Here is a 17980-nt window from a genome sequence, read left to right as displayed (position 1 = left end):
CCCCTGTTCGGGGAGGGTGCAGGTGAGCGGTATCCGTCCGCTTTTGTCTGATGAGTTACGTACGGATCAGAAGTGGTCAGTACTCGTGCACTTGTCGGGACTACGGCGAATTCCGGCCATCGATTCCCGGATACGGCTTTTCGGTCACCACGTACAACATCCGCCCGTCCCGGGGCAGTGCGAGCCGGCCGTGCGCCAGGTCGGCGGCGATCCGGAGCGCGCCGTCGAGCGGGTCGCCCGCCGCCGGCACCTGCCGGGCGTGCGGCAGCCGCTCGGCCAACTCCTCGCGCAGGGGTACGAGGAGCGGGTCGCCCATCTTGAACAGGCCCCCGGTGAGGGCGAGATGGGGCTCGCCCTCGACCGGGCAGGCCGCCGCGGCCGACTCGGCCATGTGCCGGGCGGCGGCCCGCAGGATGTCCGCCGCCACCGGATCGCTCCCGGCACGGGAGGCCACCTCCGGAGCGAAGGAGGCGAGCACGGCGGGCCGGTCGGTGCGCGGGTACAACCGGCCCGGCAGTCCCGGCATCGGCCCGAACATCTCCTCCGCCCGCGCCAGCAGCGCCGCCGAGCCGCCCGCGCGGCCGTCGAACGCCCGCAGGGCCGCCTCCAGGCCCGCACGGCCGATCCACGCGCCGCCGCCGCAGTCGCCGAGCAGATGGCCCCACCCGTCGGCCCTGCGCCACGACGCGAGGTCGGTACCGATCGCGATCAGGCCGGTGCCCGCGGCGATCACCGCGCCGGCCCGCGGACCGAGGGCGCCCGTGTACGCGGTCACCGCGTCGGCCGCCAGAGCGAGCCGCCGTACCGCGAGTTCACGCTCCAGCGCCGCCGGCAGCTCGGCCCGCAGTTCGTCACCGAGCGTGGCCAGGCCGGCCGCGCCGACGGCGACGGCACCGAGCTGCTCGACGCCTGCCCCGGTCATCAATCGCCGTGCCATCGGCAGGAGTTGCTCCAGCAGATGCCCGGCCGAGATCCCGCGTGGACCGGTACGGACCGGCTCCTTGGAGGTCAGAGGGTCACTGAGCGGCGTCGGGGGACCGGATGGCGCCGAACCCTGTCGTACGGGGGAGCCGGCGTGGCCCGCCACCCCGTGCGCGGCGAGAGTCACGCGCAGTCCCGAACCTCCGGAGTCCACGGCCAGCACCGCGGACGGGGCCGAACCGCCCTGCAGCGCGCCGTGGACGCCGTCGCGGGTCACGGCAGGCGCCAGTCCACCGGCTCGGCTCCCTGCCTGGCCAGCAGGTCGTTGGCGCGACTGAAGGGGCGCGAACCGAAGAAGCCGCCGTCGGCCGATCTGGGCGAAGGGTGCGCGGACTCGACCGACGGAAGATCGCCGAGCAGAGGGCGCAGATTGCGCGCGGGGCGACCCCACAGGATCGACACCAGCGGTCGGCCGCGGGCGGCCAGCGCGCGTATCGCCTGTTCCGTGACCTCCTCCCAGCCCTTGCCCTGGTGTGCGCCGGGCCTGCGTGGTGCCGTGGTGAGCGTCTTGTTGAGCAACAGCACGCCCTGCTCGGTCCAGGGGGTGAGGTCACCGGTCGACGGCTGGGGTGCCCCGAGGTCGCTGTTCAGCTCGCGGAAGATGTTGATCAGGCTGGGCGGCAGCGGACGTACCTCCGGGGCCACCGAGAACGACAGCCCCACCGCGTGTCCCGGTGTCGGATAGGGGTCCTGCCCGACGATGAGGACGCGTACCTCGTCGAAGGGCTGCTGGAAGGCTCGCAGGACGTTCGCCCCGGCCGGTAGGTAGGTGCGTCCCGCGGCGATCTCCGCGCGCAGGAAGTCGCCCATCTCGGCGATCCGTCCGGCCACGGGGTCGAGGGCTTTCGCCCAGCCCGGTTCGACGATCTCATGCAACGGTCGTGGTGCCACGGGCGTCACCCTACTGCCGTACACACGGCGGAGATCAAACCGGTGTCCGCCGCGCGACCGGGGATGACCGATTCCTTGTCGAATCGGGCGCCCCCGGTACAAGGCGCCTGTCGCGGTGGGCCGTTGGATCCTCCAGGGCCTCAGGCCACGACCGCCGCGCGGACGCACAGGACGTCCGGCAGGTGCGAGGCGAGCTGCCGCCAGCTGTCGCCGTCGTCCGCCGACGCGTACACCTCCCCGTTGCGATTGCCGAAGTAGACGCCCGCGGGGTCCGCGCCGTCCGTGCACAGCGCGTCGCGCAGCACCGTGCCGTAGTGGTCCTCCGAGGGCAGTCCCGCCGTCAGCGGCTCCCAGCTCTTGCCGGCGTCCGCCGTACGGAAGACGCGGCACCGCCGGTCGGCCGGAACCCGGTCCGAGTCCGCGGTGATCGGGAAGACGTAGGCCGTGTCGCCGCGGTGCGGATGCGCCGCCGCCGCGAACCCGAAGGTGGACGGCAGGCCCGCACCGATGTCGGTCCACTGCCCGCCCGCGTCGTCACTGCGGTACACACCCCAGTGGTTCTGCAGATAGAGCCGGTCGGGGTTGGCCGAGTCGCGCGCGACCTTGTGCACGCACTGCCCGAACTCCGGGTTCGGATCCGGCAGGAACACCGCGGAGACACCGGAGTTGGCGGGCTCCCAGCTCGCGCCGCCGTCGCCGGTGCGGAAGACGCCCGCCGTGGAGACGGCGACCGTCACGGCCCGCGGGTCGCGCTCGTCGGTGAGGATGGTGTGCAGCCCCTCACCGCCTCCGCCCGGGACCCACTTCGAGCGGGTGGGGTGTTCCCACAGGGGACGGACGAGCTCGAATGACTCGCCCCGGTCCTCCGAGCGGTACAACGCGGCCGGCTCCGTCCCCGCGTACACGACGTCCGGTTCGGCGGCCGCCGGGTGCAACTGCCACACCCGCTCCAGCGAGGCTCCCGTGTCCTGGGGGAATTTGACGGCGGGCCGCGCCGGTTCGGTCCACGTCAGGCCCAGGTCGTCGGAGTGGAAGACGGACGGGCCCCAGTGCGCGCTGTCCCCGCCGGCCAGCAGTCGCGGGCGGTCGCCCCGGGTGTCGATCGCGACCGAGTACACGGCCTGTGCGTTGAAGTACGGATGGTCGTCGAACTGCCAGGCGCCGGCGCGCCGTCGCCCGATGAAGAGGCCCTTGCGGGTGCCTACGGTGAGCAGTACCTCGGCCATGACAGGCCACCTCCGCGACGTCGTTGTCTGCGATACGGGCCAGTCTGCACCCCGGCACTGACAGTCACCTCCGGGACGCGTGTCTCCGCAGTTCGGACGGGTCGCCCCGGCCGCCGGCAGGGGTTCACGGCGCCTGCCGCCGGGCGGGCCGCGCGGCACCGTGGCCCCTGGGCCGGACGAGCCGACGGGCACGGCGTGAGCATCGCGCGGGGCGGGCGCGTAAGGGAGGGAGATGTGGCGTGTCCGTGCGGTGGTGAGGAGGATGCCTCGATGGCGGCATTCCGTGGTCCGAAGGTCTGGCTGTGGCGGTGGCGGCGCAACCCGCTGCGGCGGCGCGGCGATGCCCTGGAGGCCTGGATCATGCTCGCGGCCTGGGCGCTCACCGTGCTCGGCGGAGCGGTCACGGGCCTGGCGGCCGCCCAGGCCGTGGAGCACGGTCTCGCCCTGGAGCGCGCGGAGTGGCACGCCGTTCCCGCCCGGCTGACCGAGGACGCGCCGGACATGAGCGAGACCGAGTCCGGCGCCCGCGTCGTGTGGGCGAAGGTGCGCTGGACCGCGCCGGACGGCACCCACCGCTCGGGCCAGGTACGCGTCTACGCGGGCACCCCGGCGGGCACCCCCGTCACGGTGTGGACCGACCCCGACGGACGCCTGGTGACCCGACCCACCACCGCCGCCCAGGCCCGGCTGCGCGCCTCCCTGGTCGGTGTCCTGGCGGGTGTGGGCGCGGCGGGCCTCCCCTTCGGCGTCGGTCGGCTCCTCCGCGGCCGCCTGGAACGGCAGCGCATGGAGCAGTGGGACGAGGAGTGGGAGCGGGTCGGACCCCTGTGGGGGCGCATGGCGAGCTGAGCGGGCGGTTCAGGACGCGGCGTCCAGGGCCGCACGGCAGTCGCGCAGGAGCCGTTCGTCCTCCAGCACGTCGTGGCTGCCGTGGCCGCCGGAACGGGCACGGTGCCGCCGAGGCGAGGCGAGTTCCGTGCGGACCAGATCGTGGACGGGCGCGCCGGCGCCGCCCATCCGGACCAGACACGCGGCGATGGTGCCCCGGATGTACGGGTTCTGGCGCCAGGCGGCACGGAACACCGGCAGGACGGGTTCCGGATCACCGGAGATGTCCCACAGGGCGCACGCGGCGGCCGTCCGCTCCCACACCTCGGCGGAAGCGGCCAGACCACGCAGTCCGGGGAGCGCGGGTGCGGCGGACGTCCCCATGCGGCCGAGGGCCTCGGCCGCCACCCGGGGACCACCGGTGTCCCTCTCCGAGGCCAGCGCCCGCAACAGTGGGGGCAGGACCGCCTCGGCGTCCGCCTCCACGGACCAGAGCGCTCCGGCCGCCGCCGCGGCGCTCTCGCCGGTCAGCAACTCCCGCAGCGCCGGTATCGCCTCGTGCGCTCCCGCCCCGAACGCGCCGAGCGCCCCGGCCAGTGCCTTCACCAGTGCGTCCCGGAGCCGCAGTTCGCGTGGTGTGCCGCGCAGCAGCCGCAGCACCTCCGGCACGGCGGCGGCGTACCGCAGAGTGCCGAGCCCGTACAGCAGGGGCGCGGCCCGGCTGTACGTCTCCGGGCTGTCGAGGGGAACCTCGCCCAGCCGGTCCCGCAGCAGTGGGGCAAGGGGTGCCGCGGCCGGGCCCAGATGGCCGATCGTGTACCCGGTCTCATTCGGTACGACCGGGTGGCGCAGGACCTCCGCGAGGGCCGGCACCGCCCTTGCGTCGCCGGACCTGGCCAGGGCCTTGAGCGGACGGCCCAGCGTCGCCGTACCGCACCCCCAGGAATCCGGGCCCGACTCCACGAGGGTGGCGAGCCGGTCGGCCGCCGGCGCCGCGAGGGTGAAGAGGAACTCCAGGACGGACACCGCGGCGTAGCGCAACTGCTCCTCGTCCGAACCGAGTTGCTCACCGATCAACGCGACCGGCTCCTCGTACGCGGCACGCCACTCGCGGAACAGTCCCGCCGACATCCACACGGCATTGCACCGGTCGGCCGTGTCCTGGCTGCCCAACTGTCCCTCGAGCAGGGCGATCCGGTCCGCGGTGCGGGTGCCCAGCGCCTTGTGGAGCGTCCGGAGGAGCTGCGCGCCCTCCTCGTCGGCGGGGCGCATGCGGCGCAGCCGGCCGATGAGGGTGTCGGTGGATGTCCGGGTGGGCTCGACGGACCGCCGGAACCGCTGTGACCTGGTGTGGAGCAGGGCGATGACGGTGGGCACGAGGTCGGCGGGCAGTCGGTCGGGGGCGCACGAGGCGAGCTGTCCCAGCGCCGCGAGCCGCAGCCCCGGTTCGTGCGGGGTGACGCACAGCGACACCAGACAGTCCACCGCCGGGGCCGCGGACCCGGCGTGGAGCCGGGAGAACAGCCCGAGGCTCTCGACCAGTGCCAGCCGGACGCCCTCCTCCGGCTCGTCCGCCAGCCGCTCCCTCAACAGGGCCAGTACGCGCGGCGGTTGGTCGTGGAAGCGGACGAGCGCCGACGGCACGGCGCGGCGCACCTCCGCGTCCCCGTCCGCGACGAGGTCCAGGAAGACCCGGGAACCCGCGCGGATCGCGGCGCGCGCCGTCGCGTGGTTGTCGTCCTCGTGGTCCTCGTCGTCCTCGCCCGGTACGTCGTCCTCGCCCCGCTCACCGAAATCGTCCCCGGCGCCCGCTCCACCGATGCTGGCCAGCAACTCCACGATGCCTGCCCTGTCGGGGAGTTCCCTCTGTCCGGCGAGGGAGAAGAGGAAGGGGACGGACGCCAGCGTCGAGTCGTAGACATCGCCCTGGTGGTGCACGGCCCCGTACATCCCGTCGAGCGCGGTCTCCCGCTCCTGGGGGCGCGGCGAGGCGAGTCCCCGCAGGAGCTCCGGCACGTCCGCGGCGCTTCCGTAGGCATGCTCCATCGAGGCCCAGTCGACCTCGTCGATCCCCCTGAACACGGTGTCCTCCCCAGGCGTACGGCCATTGATCGTGAGTGTGCACCACGGCACTGACAGTGACGCCCCACAGTGGCCGCGTCGATGGCGACAACCCAGCCAACTACGGCGCGAACGGCCGCTTTACGACGGTCGGAGGGGGTGATGCGGCCGAGACGGCCCGGCGGAGGAGGGGAAATCCCGGAAACGGCCGCCGGACACCTTCCTGGAGGCCCGGCGAGCCCGATGGCCGGAACCTGCCCGGACTCGCGTGCGCGCGACTGTGGGTACCCGTGTCCATCTGGGTGACTGTGTGTACCCATGTCCATCTGTGTGTACGGGTGCGTGCCCGAAGGCCGGTGTCCGCCGCGGTACCTAAGGGCGCGGCGCGGACGAGGCGGGGTGAGCGTGCCGCGCGCCGGGCGCCGCCAGCGGCGGCGCCGGGGGCCGCCGAGGCGGGTGCGCCGGGCGGCGTGAGGCGAACCGGGGCAGGGCCGGCGGTGCGAGGAAGCCCTCCGCGCGGGCCGCGGCGATGCCGATGCGGGGAAGGTCGGCGCTCTTCTCGAAGAGGAGGTAGCGGGGTTCCCAGACCGGCCGGTACTTGGCGTTGGCCCGGTACAGGGATTCGAGCTGCCACCAGCGGGAGAGGAACGTCAGCACCGAGCACCACAGGCGCAGTACCGGACCCGCGCCCAGCCGGCCGCCGCGTTCGAAGACGGACCGGAACATCGCAAAGTTCAGGGACACCCGCTCGACGCCGAACTCCTCCGCGCGCAGCAGCAGTTCGATCACCATGGACTCCATGAGCCCGTTCTCGGAGCTCCGGTCGCGGCGCATCAGGTCCAGCGACAGTCCCCGCTCGCCCCACGGAACGAAACTCAGCAGAGCCCGGAGTTCCCCTTCGCTGTCGTGGCACTCCAGCATCACGCACCGTCCGTCGGCCGGGTCTCCCAGCCGGCCGAGTGCCATGGAGAAGCCCCGCTCGGTCTCACTGCCGCGCCACTGGTCCGCCTTGTCCGTCAGGGCGGCCGTCTCGGCGTCGGGGATGTCCTCGTGCCGCCGTACGCGGACGGTGTGACCGGCGCGCCGGATCCGGTTGTGCGCCTGCCGGACGCCCCGCATGGCGCGCCCCTCCAGGGTGAAGTCGGACCGGTCCACGACCGCTTCGTCGCCGATCTCCAGGGCGTCCAGGCCGTGCCGGGCGTAGACGGTCCCGGCCTCCTCGCTCGCGCCCATCACCGCGGGCGTCCACGCGTGGCGCCGGGCCTCGCGCAGCCAGGCCTCGATCGCGCCGGGCCACGCCTCCGGGTCACCGATCGGGTCGCCGCAGGCGAGCGTCACACCGCTGCCCACGCCGTACGCGACCGCCGCCTTGCCGCTGGGGGACCAGATGACCGCCTTGTCGCGGCGCAGCGCGAAGTAGCCCAGCGAGTCGCGTTCGCCGTGCCGGGCCAGCAGCGCCCGCAGCCGCGTCTCGTCCTCCGTGCCGAGGAGTTCGAGGCCGCGCGGGGAGCGGAAGCAGACATGGAGCACCAGCAGGAAGGTGGCGGCGATCAGGGCGTTGATCAGGACGTCCACCCAACGGGGCGCGGCGACGCCGTCGAAGCGGTCGGCGAGCGCGCCGACGCTGATTCCGCGCAGCAGGGTGTACGCGATCCGGTCGCTCAGCGGGCTTCCCGGTACCCGGTCCGTGGCGCTGACGAGCAGCGTGCCGAGGGTGGCGCAGACCAGCAGCCCGCCGGTGCCGACGGCCAGCGCGAGCCGGGGATTCGAGCGGTCCCCGACAGCGTGGAACTCCTTGCGCCCCACCAGCAGGGCGGCCACGAAGAGAGCGGTGAGCAGGGCCGAGAGCCAGTTGAACCAGTGCCGTTGGTAGCGGTCCTGGGTCAGCGCCACGGTGTAGAGCGCGAGGAGCGGCCCGGCCAGCAGCAGGTTGAAGATCCACGCGGCCCGTTTGCGGCGCCGCATCACCAGCGCGAGGAAGAGGGCCAGCGCCGCCGAGACCAGACCGGCGGTGGCCAGATACGGGGTGAAGTACTCGCCCGCGTTGTGCTCGTGCACCTCTTCGCGGAACGGCAGCGAGAGCACGGCGGCGAGGTTGAGCAAGGCGAGCAGCCGCAGGTACCAGACGGTGCACGCGGCCGCTCGTGGCCGGATTCCGGAGCCCGCTCGTCCGGCCGGGGCCACCCGGCGTGAGCCGGCGTTCCGCTGCGCCGGGATGAGCGCTGACTGTTGTACGGACACCGTGGAGCATCACCTTGGGGAGGGGCCGGGAACCGGTGGGGGAGGGAAGCCGGAACCCCTACATGTTGTAGGGAAGAGTGGGGCTGTCGCCAGCCGGAACGGGTGTGGAGCGGTAAGGAGGTGGTGAGAATCAGGGCTCGCCGGTCGGCGTCGCGCCGGTCCGGGAGGGCCTGCTCCGCGTCGGCGGGGTGCCCAGACCTGTCGCGGACGCGGCATGACGTCGGTCGGCCGGCATGCGGAACGGCATCGACCGGCGGGACCGCGGAACGGTGTCGAACCGCCGGGATGCCACCGTCGCGACGGGCGGGCCGGACTCCTTCAGGGGTGAGGCGGTTTCCTCAACGGCCGCCACAAGCCAGGCGGATTCCTCAACGGCCGCCCGAGGTGTGCCGGTTGCGACCGGTGTTGCCGAGATGCCCGCTGGGGCGAGGCTCCTCGCTCTCACCGAGCGAGCGGTCGCGTGTGGTCATCCGCCACAGGAGGTCTCCCAGTGCCGCGCCCGCCGAAACCAGGGCCGTGATCACCCCGGCCATGGTCAGTCCGTCACCGAGGTGCGGGCGCCCGTGCAGGGCGTGCAGATCGAACCCGCACAGGTGGTACACGCCCAACGCGGCGATCCCGAGACTCGGTACGAGCAGCGCCGGCACGGACGCCGGTCCGCGTCCCGGGCGCCCGACGTCACGTTCCCTCACGGACTCTCCCCCTGTAGGACGCTCAACGCGGTGACCCTACGGCACGTAGGGTCACCTTGTTCCGGCCGTGCTCCCGCCGTGTTCCGACCGGTACCCCGGGCGGCGCCCACCACACGGCTTCGGGCGCCTCCGGGCCCGTCGTGATACGGATCACGGGTGCGCCGCCGACCGGACACGCGGCTGATTTCCGTACCTGTCCCTGACGTCCGGACCACGGATGCGAGGATGAGGGCCGTCATGACTGCTGGGTGGTGTACTCGCACGGTGCGGGCCGCGATGTTCGCGGCCGTCTGTGTAGTGCTCGCCGCCCTCGGCCACCTGATGATGTCCGGCTCTCCGGTCGCCTGGTGGGCGATGGCCTGTGCGGGAGCGGTCACGGCCGGCGCGGGCTGGTGCCTGGCCGGCCGCGAGCGTGGACTACCGCTCATCGTGTCCGTCGTGGTGCTCGCTCAGGGTGTGCTCCATACGGCGTTCTCGATCGCGCAGTCGCTCGCCGCGGACGCACAGGCGGACCTGGGTCCGGCTTCCGGACCGGGCCGCCCCGGCGCGGATGCCATGGACGGCATGAGCGGCATGCCGATGGGCGCCCTGGGGCACGACATGGGTTCCCTCCATATGGGTTCTGTGCACATGGCTTCCATGGACATGGGCTCTGCGGACATGGGTCCTGTAGACATGGGCTCGATGGGCGCCATGGATATGGGGTACATCGGGTCCGGCGCCCTGGCCCACCTGCTCCCCATGGGGCATGAGGCGGGCTCCCCTTCCTCGTTCGGCATGCTCGCCGCCCATGTGCTCGCGGCGCTGCTGTGCGGGCTCTGGCTCGCGTACGGTGAGCGCGCCGTGTTCCGTACGCTGCGGGCGCTGGCCGGCCGACTGGCCGCGCCTCTGCGGCTGTTGCTGGCCCTGCCGACGCCGCCGCACCGGCCGAGGGTCCGCGCGCGCCGAGCTTCCTCGGACCGTGCTCCGCGCCGTCTCCTTCTCGTTCACGCGATCACTTCACGGGGCCCGCCCCTGGGGACCGCTGTCGCCTGAGACAGCCGGTTCCCCGGAGCGCCTCCCGCGTGCTCCGGGCATCGGCCGTACCTCCCTACGGCCGTCCCCCCCCCCCGCCACCGGACCCTGTGGCCTCGCGCCGGTCCGGATCACGGATGACCCGAGAAGGACACCTGGTGATCACTCCTGTCCTGCCTGTTTCGCGCCACGGAGGCGAGAAACGGGACAAAGGCAACAGAACGCTGGCGGCCGACGAGTCGATAACCGCCTGGGCGCTGGCCGCCCGGGCCGGTGACCCGGCCGCCGTCGACCGTTTCGTCCGCGCGCTGCACCGCGATGTGGTGCGCTTCGTCGCCCACCTGTCCGCCGATCCGCAGGCCGCCGACGACCTCGCGCAGGACACCTTCCTGCGGGCGCTCGGCAGCCTGCACCGGTTCGAGGGGCGCTCCTCGGCCCGGGCCTGGCTGCTGTCCATCGCCCGCCGCGCGGTGATCGACAGCCTTCGGCACGCCGCTGCCCGGCCGCGGTCGAGCGACGCCGCGGACTGGCAGGGCGCGGTGGAGCGCGCGCAGCCGCGTGGTCTGCCCGGCTTCGAAGAGGGCATCGCGCTGCTCGACCTGCTGGCCGCGCTTCCCGAGGACCGGCGCGAGGCGTTCGTCCTCACCCAGGTGATGGGCCTGCCCTATGCCGAGGCCGCGTTGGTCAGCGACTGCCCGGTCGGAACGGTCCGCTCCCGCGTGGCGCGTGCCCGATCGACCCTGATCGCGCTGCTCGCCGAGGCGGAGGCCCGGGCCGAGGCGGAGGCCGAGGCGACGATCACGCGGGTCGCCGCCTGACACGCGGGGGGCCGGTGTCCGCTGTGATCGACGGAGACCGGCCCCCCCGGGGGAGTCCCGACGCACCGGAAACGGAAGGGAGTTCACTCCGTCTCCCACCGTGGGCGGGAGACGGAGGCCGGCCTCGGTCCCGGCTGCCGGAACCCCGGCCCGGCACCGTCGTGCCTTGCGCCTAGACGGACCGGCGGTACTGCTCCGGTACGTGGACCTCGGCCCCGAGCTCGCGCGCCGCGAGGCGGGCGAAGGACGGGTTGCGCAGCAACTCGCGGCCCAGCAGCACCGCGTCGGCCTCGCCGTTGGCGATGATCTTCTCTGCCTGCTCTGCCTCGGTGATGAGACCGACGGCGGCGACGGGCAGCGAGGTCTCCCTCTTCACCCGGGTGGCGAACGGGACCTGGTAGCCGGGCCCGACAGGGATGTGCCGGCCGCCCGGGACGTTCCCGCCCGTGGAGACATCGAGCAGGTCCACGCCGTGCTCGTGCAGTCGGGCCGCGAAGCGGACGGTGTCGTCGGCGCTCCAGCCCGCGTTCTCCAGCCAGTCGGTGGCGGAAACGCGGAAGAAGAGCGGCTTGTCGTCCGGCCAGACCTCCCGTACGGCGTCGACGACTTCGAGGGCGAACCGCGTGCGGTTCTCGTACGAGCCGCCGTAGGCGTCGGTGCGGTGGTTGGAGTGCGGGGAGAGGAACTCGTTGATGAGGTAGCCGTGGGCGCCGTGGATCTCGACGATCTCGAAACCGGCGGCCAGTGCGCGACGGGCCGCGTCCGCGAACTGCCCCACGATCTCCTGGATACCGGCGACCGTCAGCTCGTCGGGAACCGGGTGCGTGTCGTCGAAGGGGAGCGCACTCGGGGCGACCGCCCGCCAGCCGTACGCGTCCGGGCCGACGGGTCCGCCGCCCTTCCAGGGGCGGTCGGTCGAGGACTTGCGTCCACCGTGCCCGAGTTGGACGGCCGGAACCGTGCCCTGCGCGGTGAGGAAGCGTGTGATGCGGCGGAACGCCTCGACCTGGGTGTCGTTCCAGATGCCCAGGTCGTACGGGGAGATCCGGCCCTCGGGCGAGACGGCGGTCGCCTCGACGATGATCAGTCCCGTTCCGCCGGTGGCGCGGGCCGCGTAGTGGGCGAAGTGCCAGTCGTGCGGGGCGCCCTCCGAGGGGCCCTCGGGTGCGGCCGAGTACTGGCACATCGGGGGCATCCACACCCGGTTGGGGATGGTGACGTCGCGCAGGACGTAGGGCTCGAAGAGCGCGCTCACGGCCGACTCCATTCGTCGCGGGACCGGGGTACGCCTCGTACGATAAGCATCGTAGTACGGCGAGTGTCAAACTACGACAGGTCTCGTACAATGCAGGCGTCGTGTGAAGTCCCCGGACGAAGACGCAGGTCCCCGGAGAAGTGGAGCCGCCGTGACGACCGCCGCTACCAGTGGCCGTGATCTGCCGCATCCCGTGCGCGAGGAGATCCGGCTGGAGTCGGTGCTGCACGCGCTGTCCGACCCGATGCGGCTCCAGATCGTGCGCGAGCTGGCCGCCGGCGGTGTCGAGCTCTCCTGTTCGGACTTCGTTCTGCCGGTCACCAAGTCCACGACGACGCACCACTTCCGGGTGCTCCGTGAGAGCGGGGTGATCCGGCAGGTCTACCGCGGCACCGCGAAGCTCAACGGTCTGCGCACGGACGACCTCGACGCCCTGTTCCCCGGCCTCCTCGACCGTGTCCTGGAGGCGGCCACCCGGCAGGCCGGGCGCCCCACGCCGTGACGGGGCCGCGACACATGACGGGCCGCGACAGCCGCCGGTGATGTTCCCGGCCGTCGGGTGAGGGGGCGTACGGGCCGGTGGGAGAACCATCGGGGCCGACGAAATCGCCGTAGGGGAGTGCCGCTGCCTTGCGAGGATCCCGCCCGTCGATGGCGGACGGCAGGAGCGAAGGGGGAAACGCCCACCCCTTGCCACTCTCAACTTATAGCGCGCCAGGGGGCTTGCGGCAAGGCCCGGGTCATGCCGCACAATCACCCGCCGAGGCCACAACCTGCGGAAATGGGAGATTCATCAAGTGCGTGTGCAGTTGTCGGTTCACAGGTCGTGCGGTGATGGCGCACCGGTAGGGGGAATGGCGCTGCGGTCGCTGACATCCGGCGGCGAGGTGCCGGTGGGCGCGCCGACTGCCTTCGCGGGCACGACCCCGGATCGGAGCTGGTGACATGAACCCCCTGACCACCAGTGCGTTCTGCCTTCCCGGCCATCTCGATCCCAAGGCCGACCCGGCGCTGATCGCCGGTGACGAGCGGCACTTCGCGGCCATCGCGGAGAGCCTCGAGCAGGCGATCGGCGAACTGTCCGACCGTCTCGACGCCGAGCGGCGGGCGCCCGGCGGCATCGGCCGTGAGGCGATGGAGCGGGACGCGGAGATCCACCGGCTGACCGGTCGTCTGCGCGCCTTGCGCCGCTTCGGTCTCGACCTGTGCCTCGGACACATCGTCGGCGCGGACAACCCCGAGCCCGTGTACATCGGACGACTCGGCCTCACCGGCAGCGACGGCCGCCGGCTGCTGACCGACTGGCGCTCTCCCGCGGCTGAGCCGTTCTTCGCCGCGACCCACGCCAACCCGATGGGTCTGGCGAGCCGCCGCAGGTATCGCTGGACCCGTGGCCGGATCAGCGACTACTGGGACGAAGTGTTCACCGCCGACGGGCTGGAACAGCACGCGGCGCTCGACGATCAGTCCGCCTTCATCGCCAGTCTGGGTGGCAACCGGTCGGCCCGGATGCGAGACGTGCTCGCCACCATCCAGTCCGACCAGGACGCCATCATCCGGGCGGGATCCCGCGGCGCGCTCGTCGTCGACGGCGGTCCGGGCACGGGCAAGACGGTCGTCGCCCTGCACCGCTCCGCCTACCTCCTGTACTCCGACCCGCGCCTCGGCCACCGTCGCGGCGGCGTGCTGTTCGTCGGCCCGCACCAGCCCTATCTGGCGTACGTCGCGGACGTCCTCCCCAGCCTCGGAGAGGAAGGTGTGCAGACCTGCACCCTGCGGGACCTCGTCGCCGAGGGAGCCGGGGCGACGATCGAGCCGGACCCGGACGTGGCCCGCCTGAAGTCGTCCGTGAACATGGTGAAGGCGATCGAGAAGGCCGTCAGGTTCTACGAGGATCCGCCCGCCCAGGGGATGTCCGTCACCACTCCCTGGTCCGACGTCCGGCTGAGCGCCGACGACTGGGCCGAGGCGTTCGAAGCGGCGGAGCCGGGCATCCCGCACAACGAAGCGCGCGACCTGATCTGGGAGGCGCTGCTCACGATCCTGATGGACAAGCACGACGGCGACGTCCCGCCCGACCTGTTCCGCAGGTCGCTGCTGCACGACCGGGAGCTGGTCGGGACCCTCGACCGCGCGTGGCCGCTTCTCGAGGCGACCGACCTCGTCGGAGACCTGTGGTCGGTACCCGCCTACCTGCGGATGTGCGCTCCCTGGCTCGGCCCCGACGACGTTCGCCGGCTTCAGCGCCCGGACGCCCAGGCCTGGACGGTGTCCGACCTGCCGCTCCTGGACGCGGCGCGGCAGCGGCTCGGCGACCCGGAGGCGGCACTGCGCAAGCGCCGGCACGAAGCCTCCGTCGCCGCCGAACGCGAGCGCATGGCCGGCGTCATCGACAACGTCCTCGCCGCCGATGACGACGGTGAGGGCGCCGTGACGATGCTGCGCGGACGGGACCTGCGGGACACCCTGATCGACGAGACCGGGCTGCCAGCCGCCGAACCGGACCTGCTCGCCGGTCCGTTCGCCCATGTCGTCGTGGACGAGGCTCAGGAACTGACCGACGCGGAGTGGCAGATGCTGCTGCTCCGCTGCCCGTCCCGGAGCTTCACCATCGTCGGGGACCGCGCCCAGGCCAGGCACGGCTTCACCGAGTCGTGGCAGGAACGGCTCGGGCGGATCGGGCTCGACCGGATCGACGTGTCCTCCCTGACCATCAACTACCGGACGCCGGAGGAGGTCATGGCGGAGGCGGAGTCGGTGATCCGTGCCGCGCTCCCGGACGCCAACGTGCCGACCTCCGTCCGCAGCGCCGGCGTCCCCGTCGTCCACGGAGCGGTCGCGGATCTGCACTCGATCGTCGGCAGCTGGCTCCTCGCGCATGCCGAGGGGATCGCCTGCGTCATCGGCGATCCCACATTCCGGTCGACGCCCCGTGTCCGGTCGCTGACCCCGGAGCTGTCGAAGGGGCTCGAGTTCGACCTGGTCGTCCTCGTCGACCCGGAGGAGTTCGGCGAAGGCGTCGAAGGAGCGGTCGACCGCTATGTCGCGATGACCAGGGCGACCCGGCAACTCGTCGTCCTCACGAGTTCCTGACGTCGACGGCACGGCGTGGTCCGCCGCCCGAGCTCGAGGCCCGCGCCCTGCGCCGGCCTCGTCGCTCGTGTCCAGGGCGCACCGGCTGCCTGCCTTGCCAGGGCATATCCGCAAAGTCCCGTCGTCCGCCCGAAGGGCAGACGAGACTCCGCGGAGACGGCCTAGGACCCCGCCGTGCCCGCCGCAGTCCACAGTGCGTCCCAGTCGGGAAGCTTGACCACGCCGCGGCCCAGCTCGGCTCCGAGGTCCGCCTCGGCCCGTTCGATCGCCTGCCATCCGGCCCATTCGACCGGTCGTACCCCGTCGGCCCGCAGTGCCGCGAGCGGATCCTCGGCGACCTCTCGTCGTACGAGCGCGGGGGCGTCCTCCAGCAGGGAGGTCACCGTCTCCTTGGCGCACGGGCGATTGGTTCCGATGACCCCGGTCGGGCCCCGCTTGATCCAGCCCGCCACGTACTCGCCCGGCGCCACCACGCCGTCCCGCAGGACCCGTCCCGCCAGCTGTGGCACCGTGCCGCGGCCGGGGTCGAACGGCAGCCCGTCCAGCGGCACCCCGCGATAGCCGACCGAACGCAGCACCAACTGGGCCTCGATCTCCTCGAATCGCCCGGTCCCCGTCACCCCGCCCGCCCCGTCCGACGCCGTCCGCTCGAAGCGCACCGCGCCCACGCGCCCCCCGTCGGCGAGGAGTTCGACGGGGCGCAGGAAGAAGCGCGGTCGGATGAGGCGCGGGCGGCCCAGTGGCGCGGCCGCCGCCCATCCCCGGAGCACCTCCACGTTGCGGCGCTGCGCGGCGGGCAGCCCCGACGGATCGAGGTAGGCCGGATCGAGAGCCAACTCCGCCTGATCCACGAGGATTTCGGCCTCCGGCAAAGAGCCCAGCTCGCGCAGCTCCTTGGTGGTGAAGCGGGCCTGCGACGGTCCGCGCCGACCGACCATGCTGATCTCGGTGACCTCGCTCGCGGCCAGTGCGTCGAGCGCCGCCTGCGGTATGTCGGTGGGGCTCAGCTCGGGCGCGCCGCGGGCCAGGATCCGGGTCACGTCGACGGCGACGTTCCCGATGCCGATGACCACGGCCGAGCGCGCTCCGCGCACGAATCCATCGGCCACCGAGTCGGGATGCGCGCTGTACCAGGACACGAACTCGGTCGCCGACCAGCTGCCGGGCAGGTCCTCGCCGGGCACGCCGAGATGACGGTCGGTGGCGGCGCCCACGCAGTACACGACCGCGTGGTACAGCTCCCGCAGTCGCGCCACCGGCACCCCGCCCGGGCCCACCTGGACACCGCCGAGGAACCGCACCCGCTCGTCCTCCAGGACGGTCCGCAGATTGTTCTGGAGCGACTTGATCTTCTCGTGGTCGGGTGCCACGCCGTAGCGCACCAGGCCGTACGGGCAGGGCAGCCGGTCCAGGACGTCGACCCGGATGTCGGGCGGCCCGTTCCGCTGGACAAGACCCTGCGCGCTGTAGACCCCACTGGGCCCCGAGCCGACGACGGCGACATGCAGCACTGCGGAACTCCTTACCCGAGGGATCAGGAAGATCGCTGACAGGACATCGCTGGTGCTTCCAGGATCGCACCACCGGTGCTCCGCTGACAGGGTGCGGTGCGTGGTGTCTGCGCGCGTGTCCGGTCGTGTCGAATGTGATCATGCGGTTACGTTCCGTATGTGCTAGAAGCATCGTTTCTTAATCTGTCCGACCGCTGCCGCGCGGACGGCGCGGTGTCCGTGCGGCCGGCCTGGGAAGTGCGGGAGTCCGAGGCGGCCGCCACGTCCTGGTTCGACGTCCGGCTGGCCTTCACCGACGGTGCCCGGGTCGACCTGCTCGCCGTGCTGTCGGAGGCGGGCCTGTCGATCGAGGACGTACGCGCCGAGCCGCCCCTCTCGCTGGACGACCTCGCGGCGGTCGCCGACTGGATCGAGGATCCGCTGTTCGAGGCGTGCGGGAGCGGCCTCGGCCCCGACCTGGATCGGGAAGGTCAGGCGCGTCGCGCCCGGCCCGCCTGGCCGCGCGGGGTCGAGGGCCGCCTGCTGGTCGCGCGGGAGTACCGGGCGGCGCAGGAGGACGGCGAGGACCCGGTGCTCGCCGTCATGGGCGCCACCGGCCACAGCCGCCGCAAGTCCCTGAGGCTGATCGCGGGGGCGCGCGACGCCGGGCTCCTGACGCCCCGGCACGCCCGCCGCTGACACCGTCGACGGGCGTGCCCCTCAGGACATCTCGCGCATCCTGGTGATCTCGCTCGTCTGCTGTGCGATCACGTCGTCGGCCATCTCCTCGATCTGGATGTTGTTGCCCTGGGCCTTCACATCCGTGGCCATGGTGATCGCCCCCTCGTGATGGGTGATCATCAGCTTGAGGAAGAGCCGGTCGAACGCCTTCCCCTTCGCCGCTCGTAACTCCTTGAGCCGGGTCTTCGTCGCCATCCCGGGCATGGTGGCGTGCTCGTGCTCCTTGGCGGTCCCGGCGTCGTCGTGCGCCTCGAGCCAGCTCTTCATGGTGGTGATCTCCGGGCCCTGGGCGGCCGCGATCCGTGCGGCGATCCGCTTCACGTCGCCCGACTTCGCCCGGTCCGGGGCGAGTTCGGTCATCTCCAGGGCCTGGGTGTGATGGGTGATCATCATCCGCGCGTAGGCGAGGTCTGCCGAATTGGGGGAGTCGTCGTCCGTACGCCGCTCGGCCGCGTCCTTGGCGGAGAGTGTTTCGGCCGCTTCTCCGGGCTTGCCGGGCGCGATCACCGAAGGCCCGCCCGTCGCGGCGGACTCGGCCCGGGAGCCGGAGTCGCAGCCCGCCAGCGCGAGCAAGGCGACGGCCAGCGAGGCCGTGACCAGGGACGTACGGGACGTATGACCAGCGAGCACAACGGCCTCCTGCGGCACA

At 72.5% G+C, this 17980-nt stretch carries 15 protein-coding genes; 6 read left to right on the top strand and 9 right to left on the bottom strand.

Annotated elements, in window-relative coordinates; all coding sequences use genetic code 11:
• Positions 1–100 precede the first annotated feature (100 nt).
• The 3 genes from ACWD68_RS23680 to ACWD68_RS23670 form a co-directional block, all read right to left on the bottom strand.
• Entirely contained in the window at positions 101–1198 is a 1098-nt protein-coding gene (locus ACWD68_RS23680; RefSeq protein WP_451808433.1) for an N-acetylglucosamine kinase, read from the bottom strand.
• Complete coding sequence (locus ACWD68_RS23675) at positions 1195–1872, bottom strand: uracil-DNA glycosylase (RefSeq protein ID WP_451808432.1); 678 nt, start codon at positions 1870–1872, stop codon at positions 1195–1197. The genes ACWD68_RS23680 and ACWD68_RS23675 overlap by 4 nt, the downstream gene beginning before the upstream one ends.
• A 140-nt stretch (positions 1873–2012) precedes the next feature.
• Positions 2013–3098, bottom strand: a complete 1086-nt coding sequence (locus ACWD68_RS23670) for a WD40/YVTN/BNR-like repeat-containing protein (protein ID WP_451808431.1) — start codon at positions 3096–3098, stop codon at positions 2013–2015.
• Between the two features lie 270 nt (positions 3099–3368).
• Here ACWD68_RS23670 and ACWD68_RS23665 point away from each other — a divergent pair, with 270 nt between their 5' ends.
• A complete protein-coding gene (locus tag ACWD68_RS23665; protein ID WP_451808430.1) occupies positions 3369–3947 on the top strand; it encodes an Rv1733c family protein in 579 nt (192 codons plus the stop codon).
• Positions 3948–3956: 9 nt separating this feature from the next.
• Here ACWD68_RS23665 and ACWD68_RS23660 read toward each other — a convergent pair whose 3' ends face one another.
• From ACWD68_RS23660 to ACWD68_RS23650, 3 genes are all read right to left on the bottom strand, one after another.
• Positions 3957–6008 (bottom strand): HEAT repeat domain-containing protein, encoded by a 2052-nt coding sequence (locus tag ACWD68_RS23660; protein ID WP_451808429.1) that lies wholly within the window; start codon positions 6006–6008, stop codon positions 3957–3959.
• Between the two features lie 351 nt (positions 6009–6359).
• Positions 6360–8228, bottom strand: a complete 1869-nt coding sequence (locus ACWD68_RS23655; protein ID WP_451808428.1) for a phosphatidylglycerol lysyltransferase domain-containing protein — start codon at positions 8226–8228, stop codon at positions 6360–6362.
• A 368-nt stretch (positions 8229–8596) separates the two neighbouring features.
• Complete coding sequence (locus ACWD68_RS23650) at positions 8597–8920, bottom strand: hypothetical protein (protein WP_451808427.1); 324 nt, start codon at positions 8918–8920, stop codon at positions 8597–8599.
• Between the two features lie 237 nt (positions 8921–9157).
• Here ACWD68_RS23650 and ACWD68_RS23645 point away from each other — a divergent pair, with 237 nt between their 5' ends.
• Together ACWD68_RS23645 and ACWD68_RS23640 are read left to right on the top strand one after the other, a co-directional pair.
• Entirely contained in the window at positions 9158–9955 is a 798-nt protein-coding gene (locus tag ACWD68_RS23645) for a hypothetical protein (RefSeq protein WP_451808426.1), read from the top strand.
• A 137-nt stretch (positions 9956–10092) separates the two neighbouring features.
• Positions 10093–10752 (top strand): sigma-70 family RNA polymerase sigma factor, encoded by a 660-nt coding sequence (locus ACWD68_RS23640; protein WP_451808425.1) that lies wholly within the window; start codon positions 10093–10095, stop codon positions 10750–10752.
• A 172-nt stretch (positions 10753–10924) separates the two neighbouring features.
• Here ACWD68_RS23640 and ACWD68_RS23635 read toward each other — a convergent pair whose 3' ends face one another.
• Positions 10925–12007, bottom strand: a complete 1083-nt coding sequence (locus tag ACWD68_RS23635) for an NADH:flavin oxidoreductase/NADH oxidase (protein ID WP_451808424.1) — start codon at positions 12005–12007, stop codon at positions 10925–10927.
• 151 nt (positions 12008–12158) lie between these two features.
• On the opposite strand from ACWD68_RS23635, the gene ACWD68_RS23630 reads away from it, so the two are divergent.
• Positions 12159–12509 carry an ArsR/SmtB family transcription factor gene (locus tag ACWD68_RS23630; RefSeq protein ID WP_356463075.1) on the top strand — a complete coding sequence of 117 codons (351 nt, stop codon included), beginning with the start codon at positions 12159–12161 and terminating at the stop codon, positions 12507–12509.
• 443 nt (positions 12510–12952) lie between these two features.
• The gene (helR, locus tag ACWD68_RS23625) at positions 12953–15100 is read left to right on the top strand and encodes an RNA polymerase recycling motor ATPase HelR (RefSeq protein WP_451808423.1); all 2148 of its coding nucleotides are present in this window, start codon (positions 12953–12955) and stop codon (positions 15098–15100) included.
• 161 nt (positions 15101–15261) lie between these two features.
• Here the strand turns inward: helR and ACWD68_RS23620 are convergent, their stop codons facing one another.
• A complete protein-coding gene (locus tag ACWD68_RS23620; protein ID WP_451808422.1) occupies positions 15262–16611 on the bottom strand; it encodes an FAD-dependent oxidoreductase in 1350 nt (449 codons plus the stop codon).
• A gap of 213 nt (positions 16612–16824) precedes the next feature.
• Between ACWD68_RS23620 and ACWD68_RS23615 the strand changes: the two genes are divergently transcribed.
• Entirely contained in the window at positions 16825–17289 is a 465-nt protein-coding gene (locus tag ACWD68_RS23615) for a DUF6214 family protein (RefSeq protein WP_451808421.1), read from the top strand.
• A 21-nt stretch (positions 17290–17310) separates the two neighbouring features.
• On the opposite strand, the gene ACWD68_RS23610 is transcribed toward ACWD68_RS23615, so the two are convergent.
• Positions 17311–17961 (bottom strand): DUF305 domain-containing protein, encoded by a 651-nt coding sequence (locus ACWD68_RS23610; protein ID WP_451808420.1) that lies wholly within the window; start codon positions 17959–17961, stop codon positions 17311–17313.
• Between the last annotated feature and the right edge of the window lie 19 nt (positions 17962–17980).

The organism is Streptomyces sp. NPDC005141 (assembly GCF_053599975.1).
This window is presented reverse-complemented; position numbering and strand designations above follow the sequence as displayed.

What these genes read in the sequence shown, in the direction of transcription:
- ACWD68_RS23670 (WP_451808431.1), bottom strand. Translation starts at nt 3,098, where the DNA reads ATGGCCGAGGTACTGCTCACCGTAGGCACCCGCAAGGGCCTCTTCATC.
- ACWD68_RS23665 (WP_451808430.1), top strand. Translation starts at nt 3,369, where the DNA reads ATGGCGGCATTCCGTGGTCCGAAGGTCTGGCTGTGGCGGTGGCGGCGC.
- ACWD68_RS23645 (WP_451808426.1), top strand. Translation starts at nt 9,158, where the DNA reads ATGACTGCTGGGTGGTGTACTCGCACGGTGCGGGCCGCGATGTTCGCG.
- helR (WP_451808423.1), top strand. Translation starts at nt 12,953, where the DNA reads ATGAACCCCCTGACCACCAGTGCGTTCTGCCTTCCCGGCCATCTCGAT.